This is a genomic window from Massilimicrobiota sp. An134, assembly GCF_002160815.1.
Classification (GTDB): domain Bacteria; phylum Bacillota_I; class Bacilli_A; order Erysipelotrichales; family Coprobacillaceae; genus Allocoprobacillus; species Allocoprobacillus merdigallinarum.
This window is the reverse complement of sequence record NZ_NFLH01000007.1, coordinates 63,572-83,823: the sequence shown is the minus strand read 5'-3', so window position 1 is coordinate 83,823 and position 20,252 is coordinate 63,572. Positions and strand designations below refer to the sequence as shown.

The 20,252-nt window shown below is 33.1% G+C and carries 20 protein-coding genes and 2 other annotated features; of the genes, 14 read left to right on the top strand and 6 right to left on the bottom strand.

Annotated elements, in window-relative coordinates; all coding sequences use genetic code 11:
• From B5E79_RS04880 to greA, 12 genes are all read left to right on the top strand, one after another.
• Complete coding sequence (locus B5E79_RS04880) at positions 1-4,242, top strand: immunoglobulin-like domain-containing protein (RefSeq protein WP_087297172.1); 4,242 nt, start codon at positions 1-3, stop codon at positions 4,240-4,242.
• A 79-nt stretch (positions 4,243-4,321) separates the two neighbouring features.
• Positions 4,322-4,521 (top strand) — a binding site (T-box leader).
• A gap of 35 nt (positions 4,522-4,556) precedes the next feature.
• On the top strand, positions 4,557-7,166 hold the full coding sequence (gene alaS, locus B5E79_RS04875) for an alanine--tRNA ligase (RefSeq protein WP_087297171.1): 2,610 nt from the start codon (positions 4,557-4,559) through the stop codon (positions 7,164-7,166).
• A gap of 63 nt (positions 7,167-7,229) precedes the next feature.
• The gene (locus tag B5E79_RS04870; protein WP_087243145.1) at positions 7,230-7,487 is read left to right on the top strand and encodes an IreB family regulatory phosphoprotein; all 258 of its coding nucleotides are present in this window, start codon (positions 7,230-7,232) and stop codon (positions 7,485-7,487) included.
• Positions 7,487-7,909 (top strand): Holliday junction resolvase RuvX, encoded by a 423-nt coding sequence (ruvX, locus tag B5E79_RS04865; RefSeq protein WP_087243146.1) that lies wholly within the window; start codon positions 7,487-7,489, stop codon positions 7,907-7,909. The genes B5E79_RS04870 and ruvX overlap by 1 nt, the downstream gene beginning before the upstream one ends.
• Before the next feature lie 2 nt (positions 7,910-7,911).
• Positions 7,912-8,184 (top strand): DUF1292 domain-containing protein, encoded by a 273-nt coding sequence (locus B5E79_RS04860; protein ID WP_087297170.1) that lies wholly within the window; start codon positions 7,912-7,914, stop codon positions 8,182-8,184.
• Between the two features lie 47 nt (positions 8,185-8,231).
• Positions 8,232-9,308: a lactonase family protein gene (locus B5E79_RS04855; RefSeq protein WP_087297169.1), complete on the top strand. Its 1,077-nt coding sequence runs from the start codon at positions 8,232-8,234 to the stop codon at positions 9,306-9,308.
• 102 nt (positions 9,309-9,410) lie between these two features.
• Positions 9,411-10,451 carry an endolytic transglycosylase MltG gene (mltG, locus tag B5E79_RS04850; RefSeq protein WP_087297168.1) on the top strand — a complete coding sequence of 347 codons (1,041 nt, stop codon included), beginning with the start codon at positions 9,411-9,413 and terminating at the stop codon, positions 10,449-10,451.
• Position 10,452: 1 nt separating this feature from the next.
• Positions 10,453-11,052, top strand: a complete 600-nt coding sequence (locus B5E79_RS04845; protein ID WP_087297167.1) for an O-methyltransferase — start codon at positions 10,453-10,455, stop codon at positions 11,050-11,052.
• Positions 11,049-11,981 (top strand): peptidase U32 family protein, encoded by a 933-nt coding sequence (locus B5E79_RS04840; RefSeq protein WP_087297166.1) that lies wholly within the window; start codon positions 11,049-11,051, stop codon positions 11,979-11,981. Before B5E79_RS04845 ends, B5E79_RS04840 begins: the two co-directional genes overlap by 4 nt.
• On the top strand, positions 11,956-13,206 hold the full coding sequence (locus B5E79_RS04835) for a peptidase U32 family protein (RefSeq protein ID WP_087243152.1): 1,251 nt from the start codon (positions 11,956-11,958) through the stop codon (positions 13,204-13,206). Before B5E79_RS04840 ends, B5E79_RS04835 begins: the two co-directional genes overlap by 26 nt.
• On the top strand, positions 13,203-13,829 hold the full coding sequence (udk, locus tag B5E79_RS04830) for a uridine kinase (protein ID WP_087243153.1): 627 nt from the start codon (positions 13,203-13,205) through the stop codon (positions 13,827-13,829). Before B5E79_RS04835 ends, udk begins: the two co-directional genes overlap by 4 nt.
• Positions 13,830-13,902: 73 nt before the next feature.
• Positions 13,903-14,388: a transcription elongation factor GreA gene (gene greA, locus B5E79_RS04825; RefSeq protein ID WP_087297165.1), complete on the top strand. Its 486-nt coding sequence runs from the start codon at positions 13,903-13,905 to the stop codon at positions 14,386-14,388.
• Positions 14,389-14,432: 44 nt separating this feature from the next.
• On the opposite strand, the gene B5E79_RS04820 is transcribed toward greA, so the two are convergent.
• On the bottom strand, positions 14,433-14,753 hold the full coding sequence (locus B5E79_RS04820) for a PTS sugar transporter subunit IIB (protein ID WP_087297164.1): 321 nt from the start codon (positions 14,751-14,753) through the stop codon (positions 14,433-14,435).
• A 156-nt stretch (positions 14,754-14,909) separates the two neighbouring features.
• Between B5E79_RS04820 and B5E79_RS04815 the strand changes: the two genes are divergently transcribed.
• Positions 14,910-15,206, top strand: a complete 297-nt coding sequence (locus B5E79_RS04815; RefSeq protein WP_087297163.1) for a hypothetical protein — start codon at positions 14,910-14,912, stop codon at positions 15,204-15,206.
• Positions 15,207-15,272: 66 nt separating this feature from the next.
• On the opposite strand, the gene B5E79_RS04810 is transcribed toward B5E79_RS04815, so the two are convergent.
• Positions 15,273-15,626, bottom strand: a complete 354-nt coding sequence (locus tag B5E79_RS04810; protein ID WP_087297162.1) for a DUF3792 domain-containing protein — start codon at positions 15,624-15,626, stop codon at positions 15,273-15,275.
• Between the two features lie 41 nt (positions 15,627-15,667).
• On the opposite strand from B5E79_RS04810, the gene B5E79_RS04805 reads away from it, so the two are divergent.
• A complete protein-coding gene (locus tag B5E79_RS04805; RefSeq protein WP_087243158.1) occupies positions 15,668-16,312 on the top strand; it encodes a DUF421 domain-containing protein in 645 nt (214 codons plus the stop codon).
• Here the strand turns inward: B5E79_RS04805 and B5E79_RS04800 are convergent.
• From B5E79_RS04800 to B5E79_RS04785, 4 genes are all read right to left on the bottom strand, one after another.
• Entirely contained in the window at positions 16,309-17,103 is a 795-nt protein-coding gene (locus B5E79_RS04800) for an ABC transporter ATP-binding protein (RefSeq protein WP_087243159.1), read from the bottom strand. The two genes, B5E79_RS04805 and B5E79_RS04800, sit on opposite strands and share 4 nt — an antisense overlap.
• Positions 17,096-18,022: an ABC transporter permease gene (locus tag B5E79_RS04795; RefSeq protein WP_087297161.1), complete on the bottom strand. Its 927-nt coding sequence runs from the start codon at positions 18,020-18,022 to the stop codon at positions 17,096-17,098. Before B5E79_RS04795 ends, B5E79_RS04800 begins: the two co-directional genes overlap by 8 nt.
• Before the next feature lie 2 nt (positions 18,023-18,024).
• A complete protein-coding gene (locus tag B5E79_RS04790) occupies positions 18,025-19,002 on the bottom strand; it encodes an ABC transporter substrate-binding protein (protein ID WP_206080662.1) in 978 nt (325 codons plus the stop codon).
• A gap of 48 nt (positions 19,003-19,050) precedes the next feature.
• Positions 19,051-19,273: a binding site (T-box leader), on the bottom strand.
• Between the two features lie 127 nt (positions 19,274-19,400).
• A complete protein-coding gene (locus tag B5E79_RS04785) occupies positions 19,401-20,189 on the bottom strand; it encodes a ZIP family metal transporter (protein ID WP_087297160.1) in 789 nt (262 codons plus the stop codon).
• Positions 20,190-20,252: the final 63 nt, after the last annotated feature.

The following is a 20,252-nucleotide window of genomic DNA, read 5'->3' as shown; positions in this document are numbered from 1 at the left end:
ATGCAAAAGAAATTACTATGCTTTATATTAGTATTATTTATGATATTTGGTTATTCTACACAGACGCTTCCAAATAAAGTTTATGCTGAAGTGGGAGAAAGCTTTTATAGTGTAGAAAAAATAGCAAATGAAGATTCATCAAATGTTCAGATTCAACTCAATGTTGATGAAGATATTGTTGTCAATCAAGTTGTTTATCCTGATGAATCTATAACGGTTGAAGATTTAACACAATATACATATAGTGTTGATCGAAATAATACTTATGTTTTCACTATTTCATATACTGATAGTGAAACACAGGAAGTCAAAGAAGAAAAAGTGACTGTTGAAGTTACTGAAATTGTTGAATCAGAAGTAGATGATCAAGAAGCATCTGCCTCAGAAACAACAGTTCAGCAACAACCAACAGCTTCAGAAACAACAACTCAACAACAGCCAACAGTTGAAAAAACAACACCTACTCAAAAAGCAGATGTTACTTCTAAAGCTGCTGAAAATTCTTTAGACGTTGTTTATGTTTCAGCTGAAGGTAGTGATGAAACAGGTGCTGGGACACAAGAATCTCCGGTCGCAACTTTAGCAAATGCTGTAAATGTAGCTAAAGATGGTGCAACTATTTATGTTATGTCTGATTTAACTATGTACAGTAGTGCACGTTATTATGGTAAAGATCTTACGATTACAAGTGGTAATGGGGGACCATATACTTTAACACGTGGAGATGATTTTGGTCAGATTCAAGATGCAGCACGTTCTACATATAATCCTGCATTAATAGAAGTAGATAGTACAGATGGAACAGGTACAGCATCATTAACATTAACGAATATTGTTCTTGATGATGCTGGTAAAAAAGAAGGTAGTTATTTTATTCAAGCAGATTCAGAAGGTGATGGACATACTACAGTTGGTAGTAAAGAAGTTCAAAATACAGACATCGTTCAAGATGGTATCATAGCAACTTATAATGGTGTTGGAACTATTACATTAGGTAATGGTGCAGTACTTAAAAACTATGGTGGTATGTCTGCTGTGCGTTTAGCTAGTGGTGTGCTAGTTATGGAAGAAGGTAGTCAGATTATAGATGACACAACTATCACTCGAGAAAAAGGTAAAACTGGAAGTTTTGGGCCTGGTGGAGCTATATGGTTACAAGGTGGTACACTTAATATGAAGGGTGGTATCATTGGTGGAATTAATGATGCAACCATGAATGGTCGAGCTGTCTTTGTTGATAGTGGTATAGCTAATATCGGTGGAACGATTCAAAATATTGCTGGAACTGATGCTGCATGGCACGGACAAAATGGTATTGCTGTTCATTTGCGTTCTGGTGGTGAAGCCACATTAACAAGTACAGGTAAAATCAATAATGTTACAGGTGAATTTGCTGGTAACAATAGTGCCATTTGGTCACAATATTGTAATTTTACTGCAGATAAAGGATCACATATTTCAAAGGTTGATGGTATCCCAGTTGTACATTTTGATGATTTAACTAATGATGAAGGTTATACACATAAAATTTTATTAGATGGTATTATCTCTGATTGTAATTCTGGTGAATCTTGGTTATATCGTTCTTGGTATGGTTTAATTGAATTGGGTGAAAATGGTGTTATTGAAAATTGTCAAACAACTAGTGCCGGTGGATTGATCTATTCAAATAATGGTTCACATTATGTCATTCGTGGTACGATTCGAAATAATAAAGCATCTAAAGGTATGATTTATATGGCAAACCAAGGTGGTGGACGACCAGAATGTATGATTGAATCAACGGCTCATATTGTTGACAATACTGGTTTAGGAATCCGTGTAAATAACAGTTCATTAGTTGTTATGAATGGTGGAGAAATTGCACGTAATTCAAGTTATGGTGTACAAGTGAGTGGTAAAACTAACTGGAGAAGCGTTACATTTATTATGAATGGTGGAACCATTGCCGATAATGGTAGCTATGGTATTTCTTATACGGTTGAAGGTGAATCACTTGTTGAATTAAATGGCGGAACGATCACTGGTAATGGTTCAGGTAGTTCTCAAATCTCTGCATCAGGTGGTTACGCAGTAGCAGAACGAGATGGAAAAGCAGGCTATGAATATACGCATATCAGTTCGAATGTTCTTGGTGAAAAACGAGGAATTAGTGTAAGTGCCGGAACTGTGATTCTTCCAGAAGGATATGCAGATGTCAATTTAGGATGTGCTACATCAGAAGCGCAAAATGCACTTGCAGCGGAAGTTAATGAACGATATGTTGGATGGTCTCAAGTAGGATCTAATGCTCTTTGGGTTCAACCATCAACAACGGAATTTTCTTTTGAACTTGATCCAACATCAACACCAAAGAAAACAGGATTATATGTAGTATATATGCCTGTCAATGATGATGGTACTCCTCAAGAAAATGCTGATGTGACAATTGAAGAAGTTGAAAATGTTGATCAGATTCCTATTACTCTTAAGAATCTTACAGCAAATCAAGCCTACGCAGTCATGCTTTTCAATAATAATGAATACACTTTAAATCCAGATGATATTACTGTTTATACTGGTGGTGGACAAGGTGATGAAGCATATGATAATGGTGGATTACCAGATTTTACAATAATTAATTCTGTTGATGTTGGTGATGATGGTGATCTTATATCATTAAAAATTAAAGAACAAGAAATGTCTAAAAACGACGGACGATTAATTGATCAGTTGATGGCTAATCTTGAAGTTACATATACTGATAAAGATGGCAAAGTAGTTACACATGATAGACAAGCAGGAGAATACACTGCTACATTTTCTTGGAAGAATGGTCTTAAAGATGAAGATGTGCTTGTTAATGGTAATATAGTAAATCTTAGTGATGAAGGTGGTTCTTTAATTGTACGTCATACTTCTGATAAAAGAGGAGCAATTTCAGGGACAACTACTCATCTATTGGTAAAGGAAAATGAAATAACTTCAGAAGTAGAACATGCAACAGCTATTGCAAATGGTACAAATCCAAAATTCTATACAAATAATGATGAAAATCGTCAAGTTGAAGCTGCTGGTATTCAATTATTAGATGATTCTCTATTGACAGAAGAAGGCGATAATCGTCAAGAATTGATGGAAAATAAAGCAAAAGAATTCTTAGAAATGGAAGATGAATTAGGTACATTAGTTCATTTTGATTTCCATTACTTAGATTTAGTTGATGCTTATAATGGAAATGCTTGGGTTTCTGCAAGTAATGGAACAACAGTGTATTTACCATATCCTGAAGGAACTAATAAAGATACAGACTTTAAATTAGTTCACTACAAAGATTTACATCGTGAATATGGTATTACTGGTCAGGAAGATGTTGAACAGGCTATTAAGGATTGTGAACTTGAACCAATGGAAATTGACAAAACTGAATATGGTATTAAATTTACAGTTGATCGCTCTGGATTCAGTCCATTTGCATTAGTATGGTCTGAACAAACTGGTACAGGTACAGTAACTATTAACTATAAAGATGCAGATACTGGTGAAGAATTAAGAGAAGCACGTATTCATGAATTTACAATAGGTGAAGATTATGACGTAAGCCAATCAGCTTCTAAATTAGGACTTAAGGGATACCATATTGATAGAGTTGAAGGTATTGAAAATGAAGTAGGTACTATGCAAGGTGATGTAACAATAACTGTATGGTATAAAAACGATGCTCCAGTTATTAAAGCTGATGATGTAACTATTCATGTTGGAGATGAATTTGATCCTTATGACTATGTTGAAGTTTCTGATAGAGAATGGAATGTCAACGATTGGGGAAATATCATTGATCATTTAAAAGTTGAAAGTAATGTTGATGTCAATAAAGCTGGTGTATATACAGTGACATATTCAATTACTGATTGTACTGTTGATAATCGTGGTACTAAAACAACAACAAAGACTATAAAAGTAACGGTTTTAGATGATAGTGATCCAACAGACCCAACTGATCCGACAGATCCAACTAATCCAACAGATCCTGTGAATCCTGGTGATAATGATAATAATAAACCAACTGATGATTCTAAGGGTCCAGATATTGTTGTGGATGTAAAACCTGATAAACCAACAGAAACAACACCTGATAAGACAACAGAATCTACAGAAGTGAAGACTGGGGATTCTTCTCCAATCATGATTTATGCATTAGGTGCAGGAATTTCTCTTGCGGCAATCGCATATATGGTTATAAGAAGACGTCGTGATATGTAATTGAGATAAGGTGAATCGAGGATTCACCTTATTTTTAAAAATGATTGATTTTTCATTAAAAATTAAGTATAATATCAAAGTCAAATCGTTGAAGAAGAAAAGTATTTATAAGTGATCTTGAAGAGAGGGAATGGCTGGTGAAAATTCCTGGATACTTGTAAAGAAAGCTACCTTCTAAGAGTGATGCAAACATCAACGTAAATCGGCGTTAACGATCAAAGAGCATAATGAGTATTCATTATGAATGAGGATGGTACCGCGATGATAGTCGTTCCTTTTCAGGAATGACTTTTTTTATTAAAAGGAGGAAAATCATGAAACAATTAACAGGTAATCAGGTCAGACAAATGTTTTTGGATTTTTTCAAATCAAAAGGACATATGATTGAACCTGGAGCATCATTAATCCCACATAATGATCCAACATTATTATGGATCAATGCAGGGGTTGCAGCATTAAAAAAATATTTTGATGGAACTGAAAAGCCAGCATGTAATCGTATTGCGAATGCACAAAAATCAATTCGTACAAATGATATTGAAAATGTTGGGAAAACAGCAAGACACCATACTTTCTTTGAAATGTTAGGAAACTTCTCAATTGGAGATTACTTTAAGGCAGAGGCTATTCCTTTTGCATGGGAGTTTTTAACAAGTCCTGAATGGATTGGTTTTGATAAGGATAAACTTTATATCAGTGTTTATACTGATGATGAAGAAGCTTATCGTATCTGGACAGAAGTTTGTCATGTTGATCCTAGTCATATTTTAAAAACAGATGATAATTTCTGGGAAATCGGAGAAGGTCCAGGGGGACCAGATTCAGAAATTTTCTATGATCGTGGAGAAAAATATGATCCAGAAGGATTAGGAGAAAAATTATTCTTTGATGAAATGGAAAATGATCGCTACATTGAAGTATGGAATGTTGTCTTTTCACAATATGACTGCAATCCAGCTATTGATCGTAAAGAATATAAAGAATTACCACAAAAAAATATTGATACAGGAATGGGATTAGAAAGATTAGTCAGCATTATTCAAGAGGGAGAAACAAACTTTGATACTGATTTATTCTTACCAATTATCCATGCGACTGAAAAGCTTGCAAAGGTTCCATATCAAGAAAATAAAATGGCTTATCGTGTGATTGCCGATCATATTCGTACTGTGACTTTTGCATTAAGCGATGGTGCATTATTTGATAATGCTGGACGTGGTTATGTTTTAAGAAGAATTTTAAGACGTGCAGTACGTTATGGTAAAAAGATTGGTATTGATCATTCATTTATGTATGAACTTGTTGGTGTGGTTGCGGATATCATGAAAGATTTCTATGATTATCTACCTGCTAAAGTGGAATATGTAAGTGGTTTAGTTAAAAAAGAAGAAGAAGCTTTTCATAAGACATTATCTAATGGAGAAAAACTATTAAATCAGATGTTACAAAAAAGCCAAAATCATTTATTAAATGGTCAAGATGCTTTTAAATTATATGATACATATGGTTTCCCATTAGAATTAACTGTGGAAATTGCTGAAGAGTCTGGTTTTGAAGTGGATGAAGAAGGTTTCAAAGCAGAAATGAAAGCACAACAGGAACGTGCACGTAATGCTCGTGGTGATTTAGAATCTATGTCATCACAAAAGCCGGATTTAATGGCATTTGATGCCCCATCTACATTCATTTATAATCCAACACCAATTCAGGCGAAAGTCATTGCAACATTCCAAGAGGGTGTGAAATGTGATGTGATTGATAGCCAAGGTGAAATCATTTTAGATCAGACAACTTTCTATGCTGAAATGGGTGGACAATGTGCTGATACAGGAATGATGTCTAATGATTCTACAGAAATTGAAGTTAAAGATGTTCATAAAGCACCTCATCAACAACATTTACACATAGTTAACGTTAAAAAAGGTGAAATTCGTGTGGGAGATGTATTAACTTTATATGTTGATACAAGAAAACGTGCGTTTATTACTCATAATCATACAGCAACACATCTTTTACAAAAAGCTTTAAAGAATGTATTAGGAGAACATGTTTCACAGGCTGGATCATATGTAGATGATCAAAGATTGCGTTTTGACTTCACTCATCCTCAAAAAATGACTTTAGAACAATTACAGCAAGTTGAAGATCAGGTTAATGAACAAATCTTCAATGGATTGAATGTTGATATTCAGTTAATGAGTAAAGATGATGCAATGCAATCAGGTGCTATGGCTTTATTTGATGAAAAATATGGTGATGAAGTGCGTGTTGTCAGCGTTGGTGATTATTCTAAGGAATTATGTGGTGGATGCCATGTTTCTAATAGTATTGAAATTGGAATCTTTAAAATTGTCAGTGAAGAAAGTGTAGGTTCTGGTGTAAGACGTATTGAAGCTGTTACATCATTACAGGCTTATCAGGCATTTAAAAATAGTGAAACACTTTTAAATCAAGTTCAAGACTTATTAAAGATTAAAAATAAGAATGAAACAATTGAAAAAGTTACACATTTCATTGAAGAAACTAATGAAATCAAAAAAGAAAGAGATCAATATTTAGATCAGATCAATGCTTTATCTGCAAAGGAACAATCTAAAAATATTGTTGATTTAAATGGTGTACAATTCTTATATGTTCAAGAATCTAAAGAAGTTGCTTTAGCTAAACAAATGGCTTTTGACCTTCGTGATCAGTTACAGCATGGTTTTGTGATTATGGTCAATGAATATGAAGGTAAGATATCTTATTTTGTAGGATTAACAAAATCTATGGTTCAAGCTGGATATAAAGCAGGAGAGATGATCAAGACAATCAATCAGGTGACTGCTGGTCGTGGTGGTGGAAAACCAGACTTTGCTCAAGGAGGATGTGCTGATCGCTCACATATGGATGAAGCTATCTCACAAATCAAAGCGCAATTCTAAGTTTTACTAGCAATTTGCAATGATTTAGTGTAATATAGATTATATAGATGGGAGGTCGTATAAATGGGAAAAGATTTTACTCAAACACGTCTATTTAATTCTGAAGAAATTAAAAGAGAAGTTATCCATTCTCATTTAATGACAGTTGCTAATGCTTTAGATGAAAGAGGATATAATGCAGTTCATCAAATTGCAGGATACTTGATTTCTAATGATCCTGCATATATTTCAAGTCATAAAGGGGCTCGATCAATTATTCAACAGATTGATCGTGATGAAATTATTGAAGAACTTGTTAAATTTTATTTGGAGTCTAAATAGTGGAAAAAATATTAGGATTAGATTTAGGTTCGAGAACTTGCGGCATTGCGATGAGTGATGCTCTTGGTATGCTTGCCCATGGTGTAGAAACCTATCGTTTTGAAGAAAATAACTATAAGGATGCTGCCAAACATATTCAACAGATTGTTGAAGAACATCATATTCATACAATTGTGCTTGGTCTACCCAAACATATGAATGGGGATTTAGGGGAAAGAGCACAAATTTCAATGGCTTTTAAACAGAGGCTGGAAAAGATGATGGATGTCGAGGTTGTTTTGGTTGATGAAAGATTAACAACTGTTATGGCACAGAATCAATTGATTTTTGCTGATGTTTCACGCAAAAAAAGAAAAAAAGTTATTGATAAAATGGCAGCTGTACAAATTTTACAAGGATACTTAGATGGTCAAAGGAGATAGTCATGGACGTTAATAAAATACAAGTCATTGATGATGACGGTAATGAATTAGAATTTGATGTACTCTTTACTTTTGATAGTGAAGATACAGGAAAAAAATATGTTTTATATTATGATGCAAATGATGAGGATGCTCAAGTCTATTCATCTATTTATGATGATGATGGGAATTTATATCCAATTGAAACACCTGATGAATGGGATATGATTGAAGAAGTCTTCAATAGCTTTATGGCTGAAGATGAAGAAGATGAGAACTCTCAAGACATGGATTAGTATCAGGAGGTAACGAAAGTTACCTTTCTTTATTAAGGAGGATAAAAATGGGATTGTTTTTTAAGAAACGAAAAGTAAAGCCAATTTTTGTAGGAAGTTATGGTAATGATTTAACTAGAGGAATTTATGTTTTTCATATAGATATTGATAATGGTGAGATTTTAAAAAAGAAATTTTATAAATCATTAGCGAATCCAATAGCCATTTCTAAACGTGAACGTTTTATCTATGTATGTTATAAAAATAATACAGGGAGACCAACTGATGGCGGTTTATGGCAATATGCTTCAATGGATCTACAATTTGGTTTGGCTGGTAAATCAACAGATCATGGAAAGACATATGTAGACAGTTATGTTAATGAAGATCGTACATGTGCCTATGCTGTGGATTACTACAACAGTGAAGTTGTTGTGATTCCAATATTGAAACAAAAAATTGTCAAAGTTGTACAAACAATTAAACATCAGGGAAGTAGCGTAGATGAGAAACGTCAAAATGAAGCCCATCCTTGTTTTATTGAGGCTACACCTGATCAAAAATGGATAGTTGTTTGTGATTTAGGAACAGATGAAATTGTTCTTTATGATATTGGTGAAAAAGGAAGACTTCAGCGTAATGATGAATTAACATTTAAAGTGAAACCTGGTTCAGGACCAAAGAAAATTATTTTTTCACCAGATGGACAATTTGCATATGTTCTAAGTGAATTAACAAGTGAAATTCATGTTTATCGTTATGAAGATGGCGTATTTACTTTTGTTCAGACAGTCAAGACTTACCCAACAGATGAATATATTGGTCAAAATACTGCTGGTGATATTCTCATTAATGAAAAAGGTGATTACTTATTTGTATCAAACTGTGGACATGACTCTGTGACAACTTTTGAAGTGGATCTGGATACAGGAATGTTGACAGCTGTAGATAACACTGATACAGATGAAAAACCTGTAAGTATGATTCTTGTGATTGATAAATATATTGTTGTGGCTTCTCAAAAAGGTGGTTCAATTGAATCGTTTGAAGTCAGACGTGGTGAATCAAAAGGTGTTCTTTTTGAAACACATTTTAGTTATATGGTGAGTGAGCCTGTTTGCTTAATTGAAGGAAGAGGTGTATAAGAGCATTTTATGCTCTTTTTTTATCTATGATGATAAAAAAAGAAGGAAAGTTGATAAATCCTGTCAAATAACCTATAATAAATAAATGATGGAGGATATTTTATGAAGAATAAAAAAATCATTTATATTGTTGGTGGCATCATTATTGCTTGTATGATTGGTATAATTGTTTTCTATAATTGGGGTATTTCTGCATCTTCATCAAAAGATGAAGAAGTGATTGTAACCATTGAACAAGGTTCAACAGCTTCACAGATGCTTAATACTTTAGAAGATGCTGGACTTGTGAACAATAAATTATGTGGTCAGATTTTTCTCAAATTAAATCACTATGATCGTTTACAGGCCAATACATATGTATTCAATAAAAATATGTCATTATCTGAGATTTTCTCTATTATTGAAAATCCAGACTTTAAGTATATATTGTCGTCTAAATTGACAATTAAGGAAGGAACAACGATTCCAGAAGTTGCTGAAAGTTTTGCTGAAATTTTAAATATATCTGCTGATGAAGTGATTAAGCAGTGGGATGATCAGGAATATTTACAGTCATTAATTGAAGAATACTGGTTTTTAGATGAAAGTATTTTAGATAAAGATATTTTATATCCATTGGAAGGTTATCTCTATCCTGAAACTTATTATATTACAGAACAGGAACCTGATTTAAAAAGTATGACAAAACTCGCATTAGATATGATGGATGAGCGTTTATCTGAATATAAGGATGATATTGAAAAATTAGGTTGGACACCACATCAGTTTTTAACATTTGCTTCTATTGTAGAAAGAGAATCATTATTTGATGAAGATCGTCCTAAAATTGCAGGTGTTTTTATCAATCGTTTAAATAAAGATATGTTATTGCAAAGTGACATTACAGTGAATTATGCATGGCAAAGAACTGGTGTTGATGTGAGTGTTTCACACACACAAATTGATTCTCGATATAATACATATAAATATACTGGATTACCAGTAGGACCTATTAGTACAATCTCTAAAGTCACAATAGAAGCATGTATTCAATATGAACATCATGATTACTATTACTTCTTTGCAAAAGAAGATGGTACAGTGATTTATAGTCGTACTTATAAGGAGCACCAGAAAATAGTAGAGGAGAATAGATGGTATTAATATGATGACATTAGAAGAATTAGAACAGGATGCATTAAAAAGAAATATACCAGTTATGCAAAAAGAGGGAATCCTCTTTTTGATTGAACAACTTCAAGAAAGAAAAGCAACATCATGTCTGGAAATAGGTTCTGCTATTGGTTATTCAGCGATGATGATGACAACACATGTTGAACATTTATGTGTAGAAACCATTGAACTTGATGAACAGCGTTATTTAGAAGCGGTAAGGCATATTCATGAACATGGATTAGAAAAAAGAATTATAATTCATCATGATGATGCTTTAACTTTTCAAACAGATAAACTTCAATTCGCTCCTTATGATTGTTTGTTTATTGATGCTGCTAAGGCTCAGTATCAGAAGTTTTTTGAAAAATATGTTCCTTTTGTGAAAAAAAATGGAATCATTATTGTTGATAATTTAGATTTTCATGGTATGATTTTTGATATTGATCATATTAAAAATCGTAATACACGACAGTTAGTTAAAAAAATCAAAAGATTCAAGGACTGGATTTTTCAACATGATGCATATGATGTTGAATATTATGCAGTTGGTGATGGAATCTGTGTAATTCGAAGAAAGGATGAACAATGAAATTAATAATATCACTTAATCGTAAAGAAAGACTTTATGACTATGTATCTATGGGTATTGATTGTTTTATATTAGGTGGCCAATATTCTTTCTATGCTCCCTCTTATTTTTCATTAGATGATATATCTCAAATGGTGAAACAATACCCACAGTGCTCATTTTATGTGGCAGTGAATGCTTTATATGATGAACATGAAATTGAAGCAGTTGAAGCTTATATAGATGCTTTATCAAAGATGGCAATACATGGCATTTTATTTCAAGATTTTGGTGTTTTACAGATTGTGAAAAATAAGGGGTATCACTTTGATATGATGTATGCCCCAGAAACATTAAATACCAATGCTATGACATTAAATGTCTTAAAGCAACAAGGTGTGACAAGTGCTCAACTGGCACGTGTCATTCCATTAGAAGAGCAGTTATCAATTCATCAGCAAGTTCATATGCCATTGATGCTACAAGTTCATGGTGTAGAATATATTGCAGCGAGTAAACGTGCTTTATTGACAAATTATCAGGAAGCATCAGGATTGGCTTTTGATCATAAGAGTCAGACACGTTTAACTATTCAACCACGAAATTCAGATTATGTTTTTCATATTTATGAAAATGAAAGAGGAACACATATTTTTTCAAAGACAAGATTATATATGTTAGATTTATTGAATCAAATTCAAAGTTTTGAATATTTATACATTGAAACTTTGATGATGAGTGATGAAGAGGCTATTGAAGTTGCTTCGTTATATAGTGATGCTTTAAAGAGCTTTGAAAAACAGACTTATGATAGAGATGTCAAAGCTTATATGCAACTTCTTTATCAGTTAAAAACACCTATTGATCGTGGCTTTTTATTTGACCAGACAGTTTATAAATTAGAAGATGTAAGGAAGATGGATCATGAGAAAAATCAGTCAAATCATTAATGGAAAAAGAAAAATTATAAAAAAGCCAGAGTTGCTTGCGCCAGCAGGAAACTTAGAAAAATTAAAGGTGGCTATTATGTATGGGGCTGATGCTGTATTTGTAGGTGGAAAAGAATTTTCGTTACGTTCTCAGGCTTCAAACTTTTCGTTAGAAGATATTCAAGAAGGTGTAGAATTTGCGAAAAAGTATGGAGCGCATATTCATGTCACTTGTAATATTATTTTACATCAGGATAATTTAGAGGGATTAAAAGATTATTTAAAAAAATTAGATGAGATAGGGGTAACAGCTATTATTGTGGCAGACCCATATATCATGAAAATAGCTAAAGATATGAAACTTGGTTTGGAAGTTCATGTGTCTACACAGCTTTCGACTTTAAATAGTCAGGCGATTTCTTTTTATCAGAATATGGGAATGGATCGTGTTGTCTTAGGGCGTGAAGTGACGTATGATGATTTAAAACGTATTATGGATAAAGTTGATGTGGATATCGAATATTTTATTCATGGAGCCATGTGTATCCATTATTCAGGAAGATGTATGCTTTCTAATTATTTAAGTCGACGAGATGCCAATCGTGGCGGTTGCTCACAGTCTTGTCGCTGGTATTATGACTTGTATCAGGATGGTGAATTGGTTAATCAGGAAAATGATATGCCATTTAGTATGTCCAGCAAAGATATGTCACTTGTTGCACATATTGGAGAGCTTATTGAGCTGGGAGTAGATTCATTTAAGATTGAAGGAAGAATGAAATCAGTTCATTATATTGCGACAGTCGTATCGACTTACCGTAAATTAATAGATACCTATTGTGAAGATCCTGATCATTTCCAACAAAGTGATTATTTTGAAAAAGAATTGTTGAAAGCAGCCAATCGTGCTTTCTGTCATGGTTTTTATTATGAACATCCTACTGTCAATGAACAGTTGTTTAATATGCGTGATGAACATCCAACACAGGAATTTGTTATGCGTATTGTAGATTATGATAAAGAAACAAAGCTGGCTAAGATTGAACAGAGAAACTATTTTAAAATCGGTGATCAGATTGAAGTTTTCTCACCTCATCATGATAATCTTTGCTTTACTGTCAAAAAACTTTATAATGAAGATATGGAAGAGATTGATGTAGCTAATCATCCAATGGAAATTCTTTATGTAGAAATACCTTATCAGGTTTTAAGCAATGATATGGGAAGAAAGGTGAGAAATGTATGAGAGAGCAAGCCGTTATTATTGGAATAGCAGGAGGAAGTGCATCGGGGAAGACGTCTATCGCAAAGCAGCTTTATGATTATTTTAAAGGACATCACAAAGTCAAAATTATCAGACAAGATGACTATTATAAAGATCAGAGTCATCTCACTTTTGAACAACGTGTAAAAACAAATTATGATCATCCACTGGCTTTTGATACAGATTTATTAGTCATGCATTTAAAGAAGTTGAAGAATAAAGAACGTATAGAAAAACCAACATATGATTATACTTTACATACACGTAGTCAAGTCACAGAAGTGATTGAAGGTCGCGATGTTATTATTTTGGAAGGAATCTTTGTTTTGGCTGAACCGACTGTAAGGGAACTTTGTGATATTTTGGTTTATGTAGATACTGATAGTGATATTCGCTTTATTCGACGTTTAAGACGTGATATTGAAGAAAGAGGAAGAAGTTTGGACTCAGTATGTCAACAGTATTTAAAGACTGTTAGACCAATGCATGAACAGTTTATAGAGCCATCTAAAAAATATGCACATATTATCATTCCAGAGGGTGGAAGTAATCATGTTGCTGTTGATTTATTGATGACAAAGATTAAAAGTATTGTCGATGAATAATGAAAATTTACATGAGAAATGCTAGTATTTTCAAGGTATTTATGTTATAGTATAGTCTGCGAGGTGAATAGATATGGATCATGATGCAGTTTTATTAACCCAAAGTGGGGTTGAAAAATTAAAACAGGAAAAAGAACAATTAATTAATGTTGAAAGACCAAAAGTTATTGAAGAGTTGCAATTAGCACGTTCTCAAGGTGACTTGTCAGAAAATGCTGATTATGATGCAGCTAGAGATAAACAGGCACATATTGAAGCGAGAATCAAAGAAATTGATCAAATGTTACTACATGTGCAAATTATTGATGAATCACAATTAGATAGCACAGTTGCGAAACCTGGTGCTACTGTTACAATTTTAGATTTATCTGAAGCAGATGCTCAAGAAGAAACTTTTACAATTGTTGGGACATTTGAAACAGATCCATTAAATGGTAAAATTTCAAATGAATCACCTCTAGCAAAAGCTATTCTTGATCATGGTATCAATGAAATTGTTTCAGTCGGGGTGGCTGAACCATATGAAGTCAAAATTTTAAAGATTGAATATATGGCTTAGATGATGTACTGACATCATCTTTTTTTTTCAATAAAAAAAGATGGTTATCCCATCTCATCCGATTTATTTTGTTCAATCATTGCCATAGCATTTTGGAATACGTTTTTACCATTCATTGTTCCATAATCACGCATAGAAATATCCATAACTGGTATATCTGGTAAAGCTTTTTGTAATTGTTTTTTAATATATTTCACTTGTGGAGCTAATAAAATGATATTGGCATCTGTAGCCTGATGAACATCATGAACTCCAACAGCTCTTATATCAACACGAATTCCTTGGTAATCCGCTTCTCTTTTCATTTTTTCTACCAATAAGCTTGTTGACATGGCAGCTGCACAGCATAAGACAATATGTATCATTGACAACCCCTCACTTTCAATTTTTCATATTTCTTTCTTATATTATAGGGGAATTTAATAAAAAATCCAATAATTTTATAGTGAAACGTTTGTATGTTTGTTATTTTTATGAAAATAGTATATAATAATTATGGCAAAGAAGTAGGTGGTGATCATATGCAAGAAAGTCGTCAATTTAATCGAACAGTGTTAACATTGTGGGTTGTCTTTTTAATCATTGTTGTTGTTGTCAACGGCATCTATGCTTTTATTCTTCCTATGAGTACACTGGAACTTTATTTGGGACCATTAAATTTCTTTAATATTGCTGCAGCAACATTGTTTGTAGGAGTATTAGAAGATTCTATGGTTAATGATTTAAAGAAAAATACAGCGTTGGCTTGTTTAGTACGTATACCTTATGTCATATTAATAGTAGTAGCAGTATTCTTTTCATGCTTATTATTATTTTAAAAAGGAACTGTCCTGAAGTGAATCTTTATGATTGAATTTGGATTCATTTCAGATAAGTTCCTTTTTTTATGCAATCGTACGTGTTTTGATTTCTTTAAAAAAGCCAATCAATAAAAATATGCATGACTTGAAAATCAAATGAACATATTGAATATCATCAAGATGAAGGCATAAGCTTATTAAAAAATACAAGAGAGAAAAGAATAAACAGTGTTTCATGCGATGATCAGGTAAATGTGATGTCATATATAACGCTGCAATAATAAGTGTCATATAAGCGAATACTTGCAGAATGATTTGAATAAATAAATGATTGATTTGCATGAAATAAGATAAAAGGGAAAGAATAAGAGAGATAAGTATAAAAGGAATGAGAAAAATTAAACATGTATAAATATAAGTACGTAGTGTTTGTTTCATGGTTTCCTCCTAATATACTGTATGCAAAGGAGTTTTCTTTTATGAAATATATAGAAATCTTTATAGAAAGTTTTGGAACGTATATTTTACTTGTCTTGATGATTCGTTTTTTAGGTAAAAAAGAAATGAGTAAACTCAGTGTTTCAGATTTAATTGTATTTTTAATTATTAGTGAATTGATGACAATTTCAATTGGAAATGAAAATGTTAACTTTTTACAGGCAGCACTTGCAGTTTTAGTCATTGTTTTTATGGATAAGCTATTTACGCTGATTTCATTAAAGAGTCCATTTTTTAAAAAGATGGTAGAAGGACATCCAACCTTTATTGTCTTTCAAGGAAAACTGAATCAAAAGAAAATGGCTTCATTAAAATATAGTGTTGATGATCTTTGTCATCATTTAAGAGAGCAGGGGATTGGTTCTTTATCAGAAGTTGACTTTGCAGTGTTAGAAACAGATGGTCAGTTATCTGTGATTGAAACGAAAAACAGTGAAGTGAAAGCACCAGCAGCCATTATTAGTGATGGTCAAATTAATTATGAAATCTTGCAGTTAATGAATCGTGATGAAAATTGGTTGATTAAAAAGTTGAAAGAAGCTGGAATTCATGATTATCATGAGGTTTTTTATTGTGTTGTGGAAAAAGAACGTTTATTTGTCATTAAAAAAAGGCTAGATAACTAGCCTAATAACATTCTATCATTGACAAATTCTTCACCAATGGCTTCTTCAAATTTCTTAAGCAAATCATTCACAGTTAATTGTTTTTTCTCTTCACCTTGAACATCATAAATAATACGACCATCATACATCATAATGAGACGATTTCCAATATCTATGGCATCTTTCATATTATGTGTAACCATCATGGCAGTTAAATGTTGCTCAGTCACGATCTGTTTTGTCAGAGTTAAAACTTTTGTACTGGTAGCAGGATCTAATGCTGCTGTATGCTCATCCAGTAATAACAGCTTAGGTTTATTGAGCGTAGCCATTAAAAGTGTTAAGGCTTGACGCTGTCCACCTGATAATAAGCCGACTTTCGTTGTTAAACGGTCTTCTAAGCCTAACCCTAAGGCTTTAACAATTTCATAGTATTCTTCTTTTTCTTTTTTTGTTACACCCCAGTGTAAACTACGTTTTTGACCACGACGTGCAGCCATCGCTAGATTTTCAATAATTTGCATATCAGAAGCCGTACCCATCATAGGATCTTGAAAAACACGCCCAATGAATTTGGCACGCTGATATTCAGGCGATAAAGATATATCTTGACCATCTAAAGTCATGATTCCACAATCAATAGGATAAACCCCAGCAATAAGGTTTAAAAGGGTACTTTTCCCAGCACCATTGCCACCTATCACAGTCACAAAATCTCCCTGTTTGAGTTCTAAATCTAGTTTGTTAATGACACATTTTTCATTTGGAGTTCCAACATGGAAAGATTTAGAAACTTTTTCTAATTTAAGCATGATTTTCAAATTCCTTTCCTGTTAATTTTTTATACATTGTTAAACGTTTCTTTTTATCAATAATGACAGGAACAGTCAGTGCAATGGCAACAATCAAAGCAGTTAAAAGCTTTAAATCATCTGTATTTAATCCCATCTGTAAAACAATTGCTACAATCATACGATAGATAATAGAACCCACAACAATAGATGTTAAACGTAATTTAAAACCAGCTTTTTTACCAAAAATCACTTCACCAATGACAATGGAAGCCAAACCAATGACAATGGCACCTGTTCCCATTTTGACATCAGCTACACTTTGTTGTTGAGTGACCAAAGCACCACTCATAGCGACAAGTCCATTACTTAACATTAAACCAAAAAGTTTCATCGTATCAGTATTGACACCATTGGCTCTCACCATATTTTCATTATTTCCAGTTGCTCTTAAACATGAACCAAATTCGGTTCCTAAAAACCAGTAAATACCAGCCACCACAATGAAACTAAAGACAAGACCGATACAGATTGTAATCCATTGTGATGTTAATGGAATGACATTAGCTAAATCTTTAAAAAGCGTAGAAGACTGTAATAATGGAATATTACTTTTTCCCATGATTCTTAAATTAATAGAATAGAGTGCAAGCTGTGTTAATATCCCAGCTAAAATGGCAGGCATTTGACATTTGGTATGCAAAAATCCTGTTATAAATCCTGCTAAAAAACCAGCCAGTGTTGCCAAAATGATGGCAACTAAGGGATGTACACCAGCGACCAGTGCAACAGCACAAACGGCTCCTCCGGTCGCAAAACTGCCATCAACTGATAAATCAGCAATATCTAAAATGCGAAAAGTTAAATAAATACCTAGAGCCATAATTCCCCATAAAATACCTTGACCAATGGCTCCCTGTAAAGATAATAATATCGCCATAATTATTCTCCAATCATAGTTGCATTCAGCTCAGTAGGAATATCAATACCTAATTGAGTAGCTACTTTTTGATTAATAAAATATTGACAGTCTTTTCCTTCAACAAAAGTGACAGGTGTTTCTTCTACTTGAGCTTCACCATTAAGAATAGCTAAAGCCTGTTTTCCAGCATTTTGACCAACAGTATAGTAATCTAAACTCAAAGTTGCAAGACCACCATTTTCACACATACTTTCTTCACCAACGATCACTGGCAGATTGTTTTCATTTGTTACTTGTGCAACAGTTGCCATATTAGAAGCAAGAAGATTGTCAGTTGGAATATAAACAGCATCATAATGACCAATCATAGATTGTGCAACCTGTTGAATAGCACTCGAATCATTAGATACTGTCACTTCACTGGCTTCTAGTCCTAAATCTTTTGCAGCCTGTAAAGCAATTTCTCCTTGATATACGGAGTTTGCTTCATCGCTACAATAGAAAATTGCGATTTTCTTAGCATCAGGAATCAATGTCTTTAAGAGTTCTAATTGTTCCTTGATTGGATTTAAATCACTAGCTCCAGTGACATTTGTTTCTGGTTTTTCATTGGATTTGACAACACCTGCTGTTTCAAAATCAGTAACAGCAGCTCCTACAATAGGAATATCAGTTGTTTTATTAGCTGCAGCCTGTAAGGCATCAGTTGCGATAGCATAAATCAAGTCATCACCATCATTGACAAATTTTTCAGCAATTGTCTGGCAGTTGGAAGGATCACCACTGGCATTTTGAAAATCAATGTTTTCTTCTTTGACACCAGCTTCGATTAAAGTATCTTTAAATCCTTCATATGCTTTATCTAATGCAGGATGTTGTGCAAACTGTATAGCCCCAATCTTGACTTCAGATAATTCTTTTGTTCCAGTTGTTTCACTGGCACATCCTGTTAAAAGCAACCCCATTGTCAATAATAATACAGATAGTTTTTTGATCATATTTTATTCCTCCTCATTTTTAAGATTATAAAACAAAAAAACCCGTCCCAAGAGGGCGAGTGAACGCGGTACCACCTCAATTTATTATAATCTCACAATTATAACCTTTATAAGTTGAATAACTTTACATAAATAACGTTATGTCCCCGATTACCCCTTATCAAAGTAATAGCTCCGTGGTGTATTCAAAATTTCTTTTCGTATGATTCGCACCAGCCATCATATCTCTTATGTCACAGAAATTTTTACTTCGTCACATCATTGCTTTTTGTTTTATATATCATTTATCATAAATAAATGAAAATTGTTTGTCAATCATTTTTTTAAAAATAAAATAAAAATAAGCATTTAACGAATTATTTTTATAAAATTTGTTAAAATAGTAAAAAATAGAGTGATTAAGATAACATCATATCTAAAATCATCATCACTGCAAAGCCAATCATGCAAGACAGCGCACCTATATCAATCTGATGTTGGCAACAGGCTTCTGGGATCATATCTTCCACACAGACAAACAGCATAGCACCAGCTGCAAAACTTAAGGCAAATGGAAGAATATTTTGAATCAAAGAAGCAAAGATATATCCAAGGATGGCTGAAGGAATTTCAATAATCCCTGAAAATTGTCCGTACATCATAGATATGAATTTACTTTTTCCATATTGATGCATAGGGAGTGCAATAGCTGTCCCTTCCGGAAAATTCTGAATACCTATTCCAATGGAAAGAACCAATGCTGGAATAAACTGTTGATGCGCACTGGCAAAAGCGACGCCAACAGCCAAGCCTTCAGGAATATTGTGCAATGTCATAGCAAGCATTAATAATTGATTCTTAGAAAAACGTGATTGAAGACCTTCTATTTCACCTGATATCATATGTTTATGTGGCAAGAAATGATCACATAAAGCTAAAAATGCAACACCACATAAAAAACCAAATGGAATAATCATAAGATACCATTTATTCATATTTTCTAAAAGGTTCATTGCAGGTAAAATTAAGGAAAAAAATGAAGCAGCAATCATAATACCCGCACTGCTTCCTAAAGCAATAGAGACCAGATGTTTATTTTCTTTATTTGTGAAATAAACCAAAGAAGCACCTAGAAAGGTAGAAAACCAATTAAAAATAATAGCTCCGATAAAAATAAGAACAGGCATTTCTTGTAATATTGATAACACATTTTCACCTCATTATAGAGTATGAAAAAGACAGCTTTGTGTGACAAAAAAAGCTATGCAGAG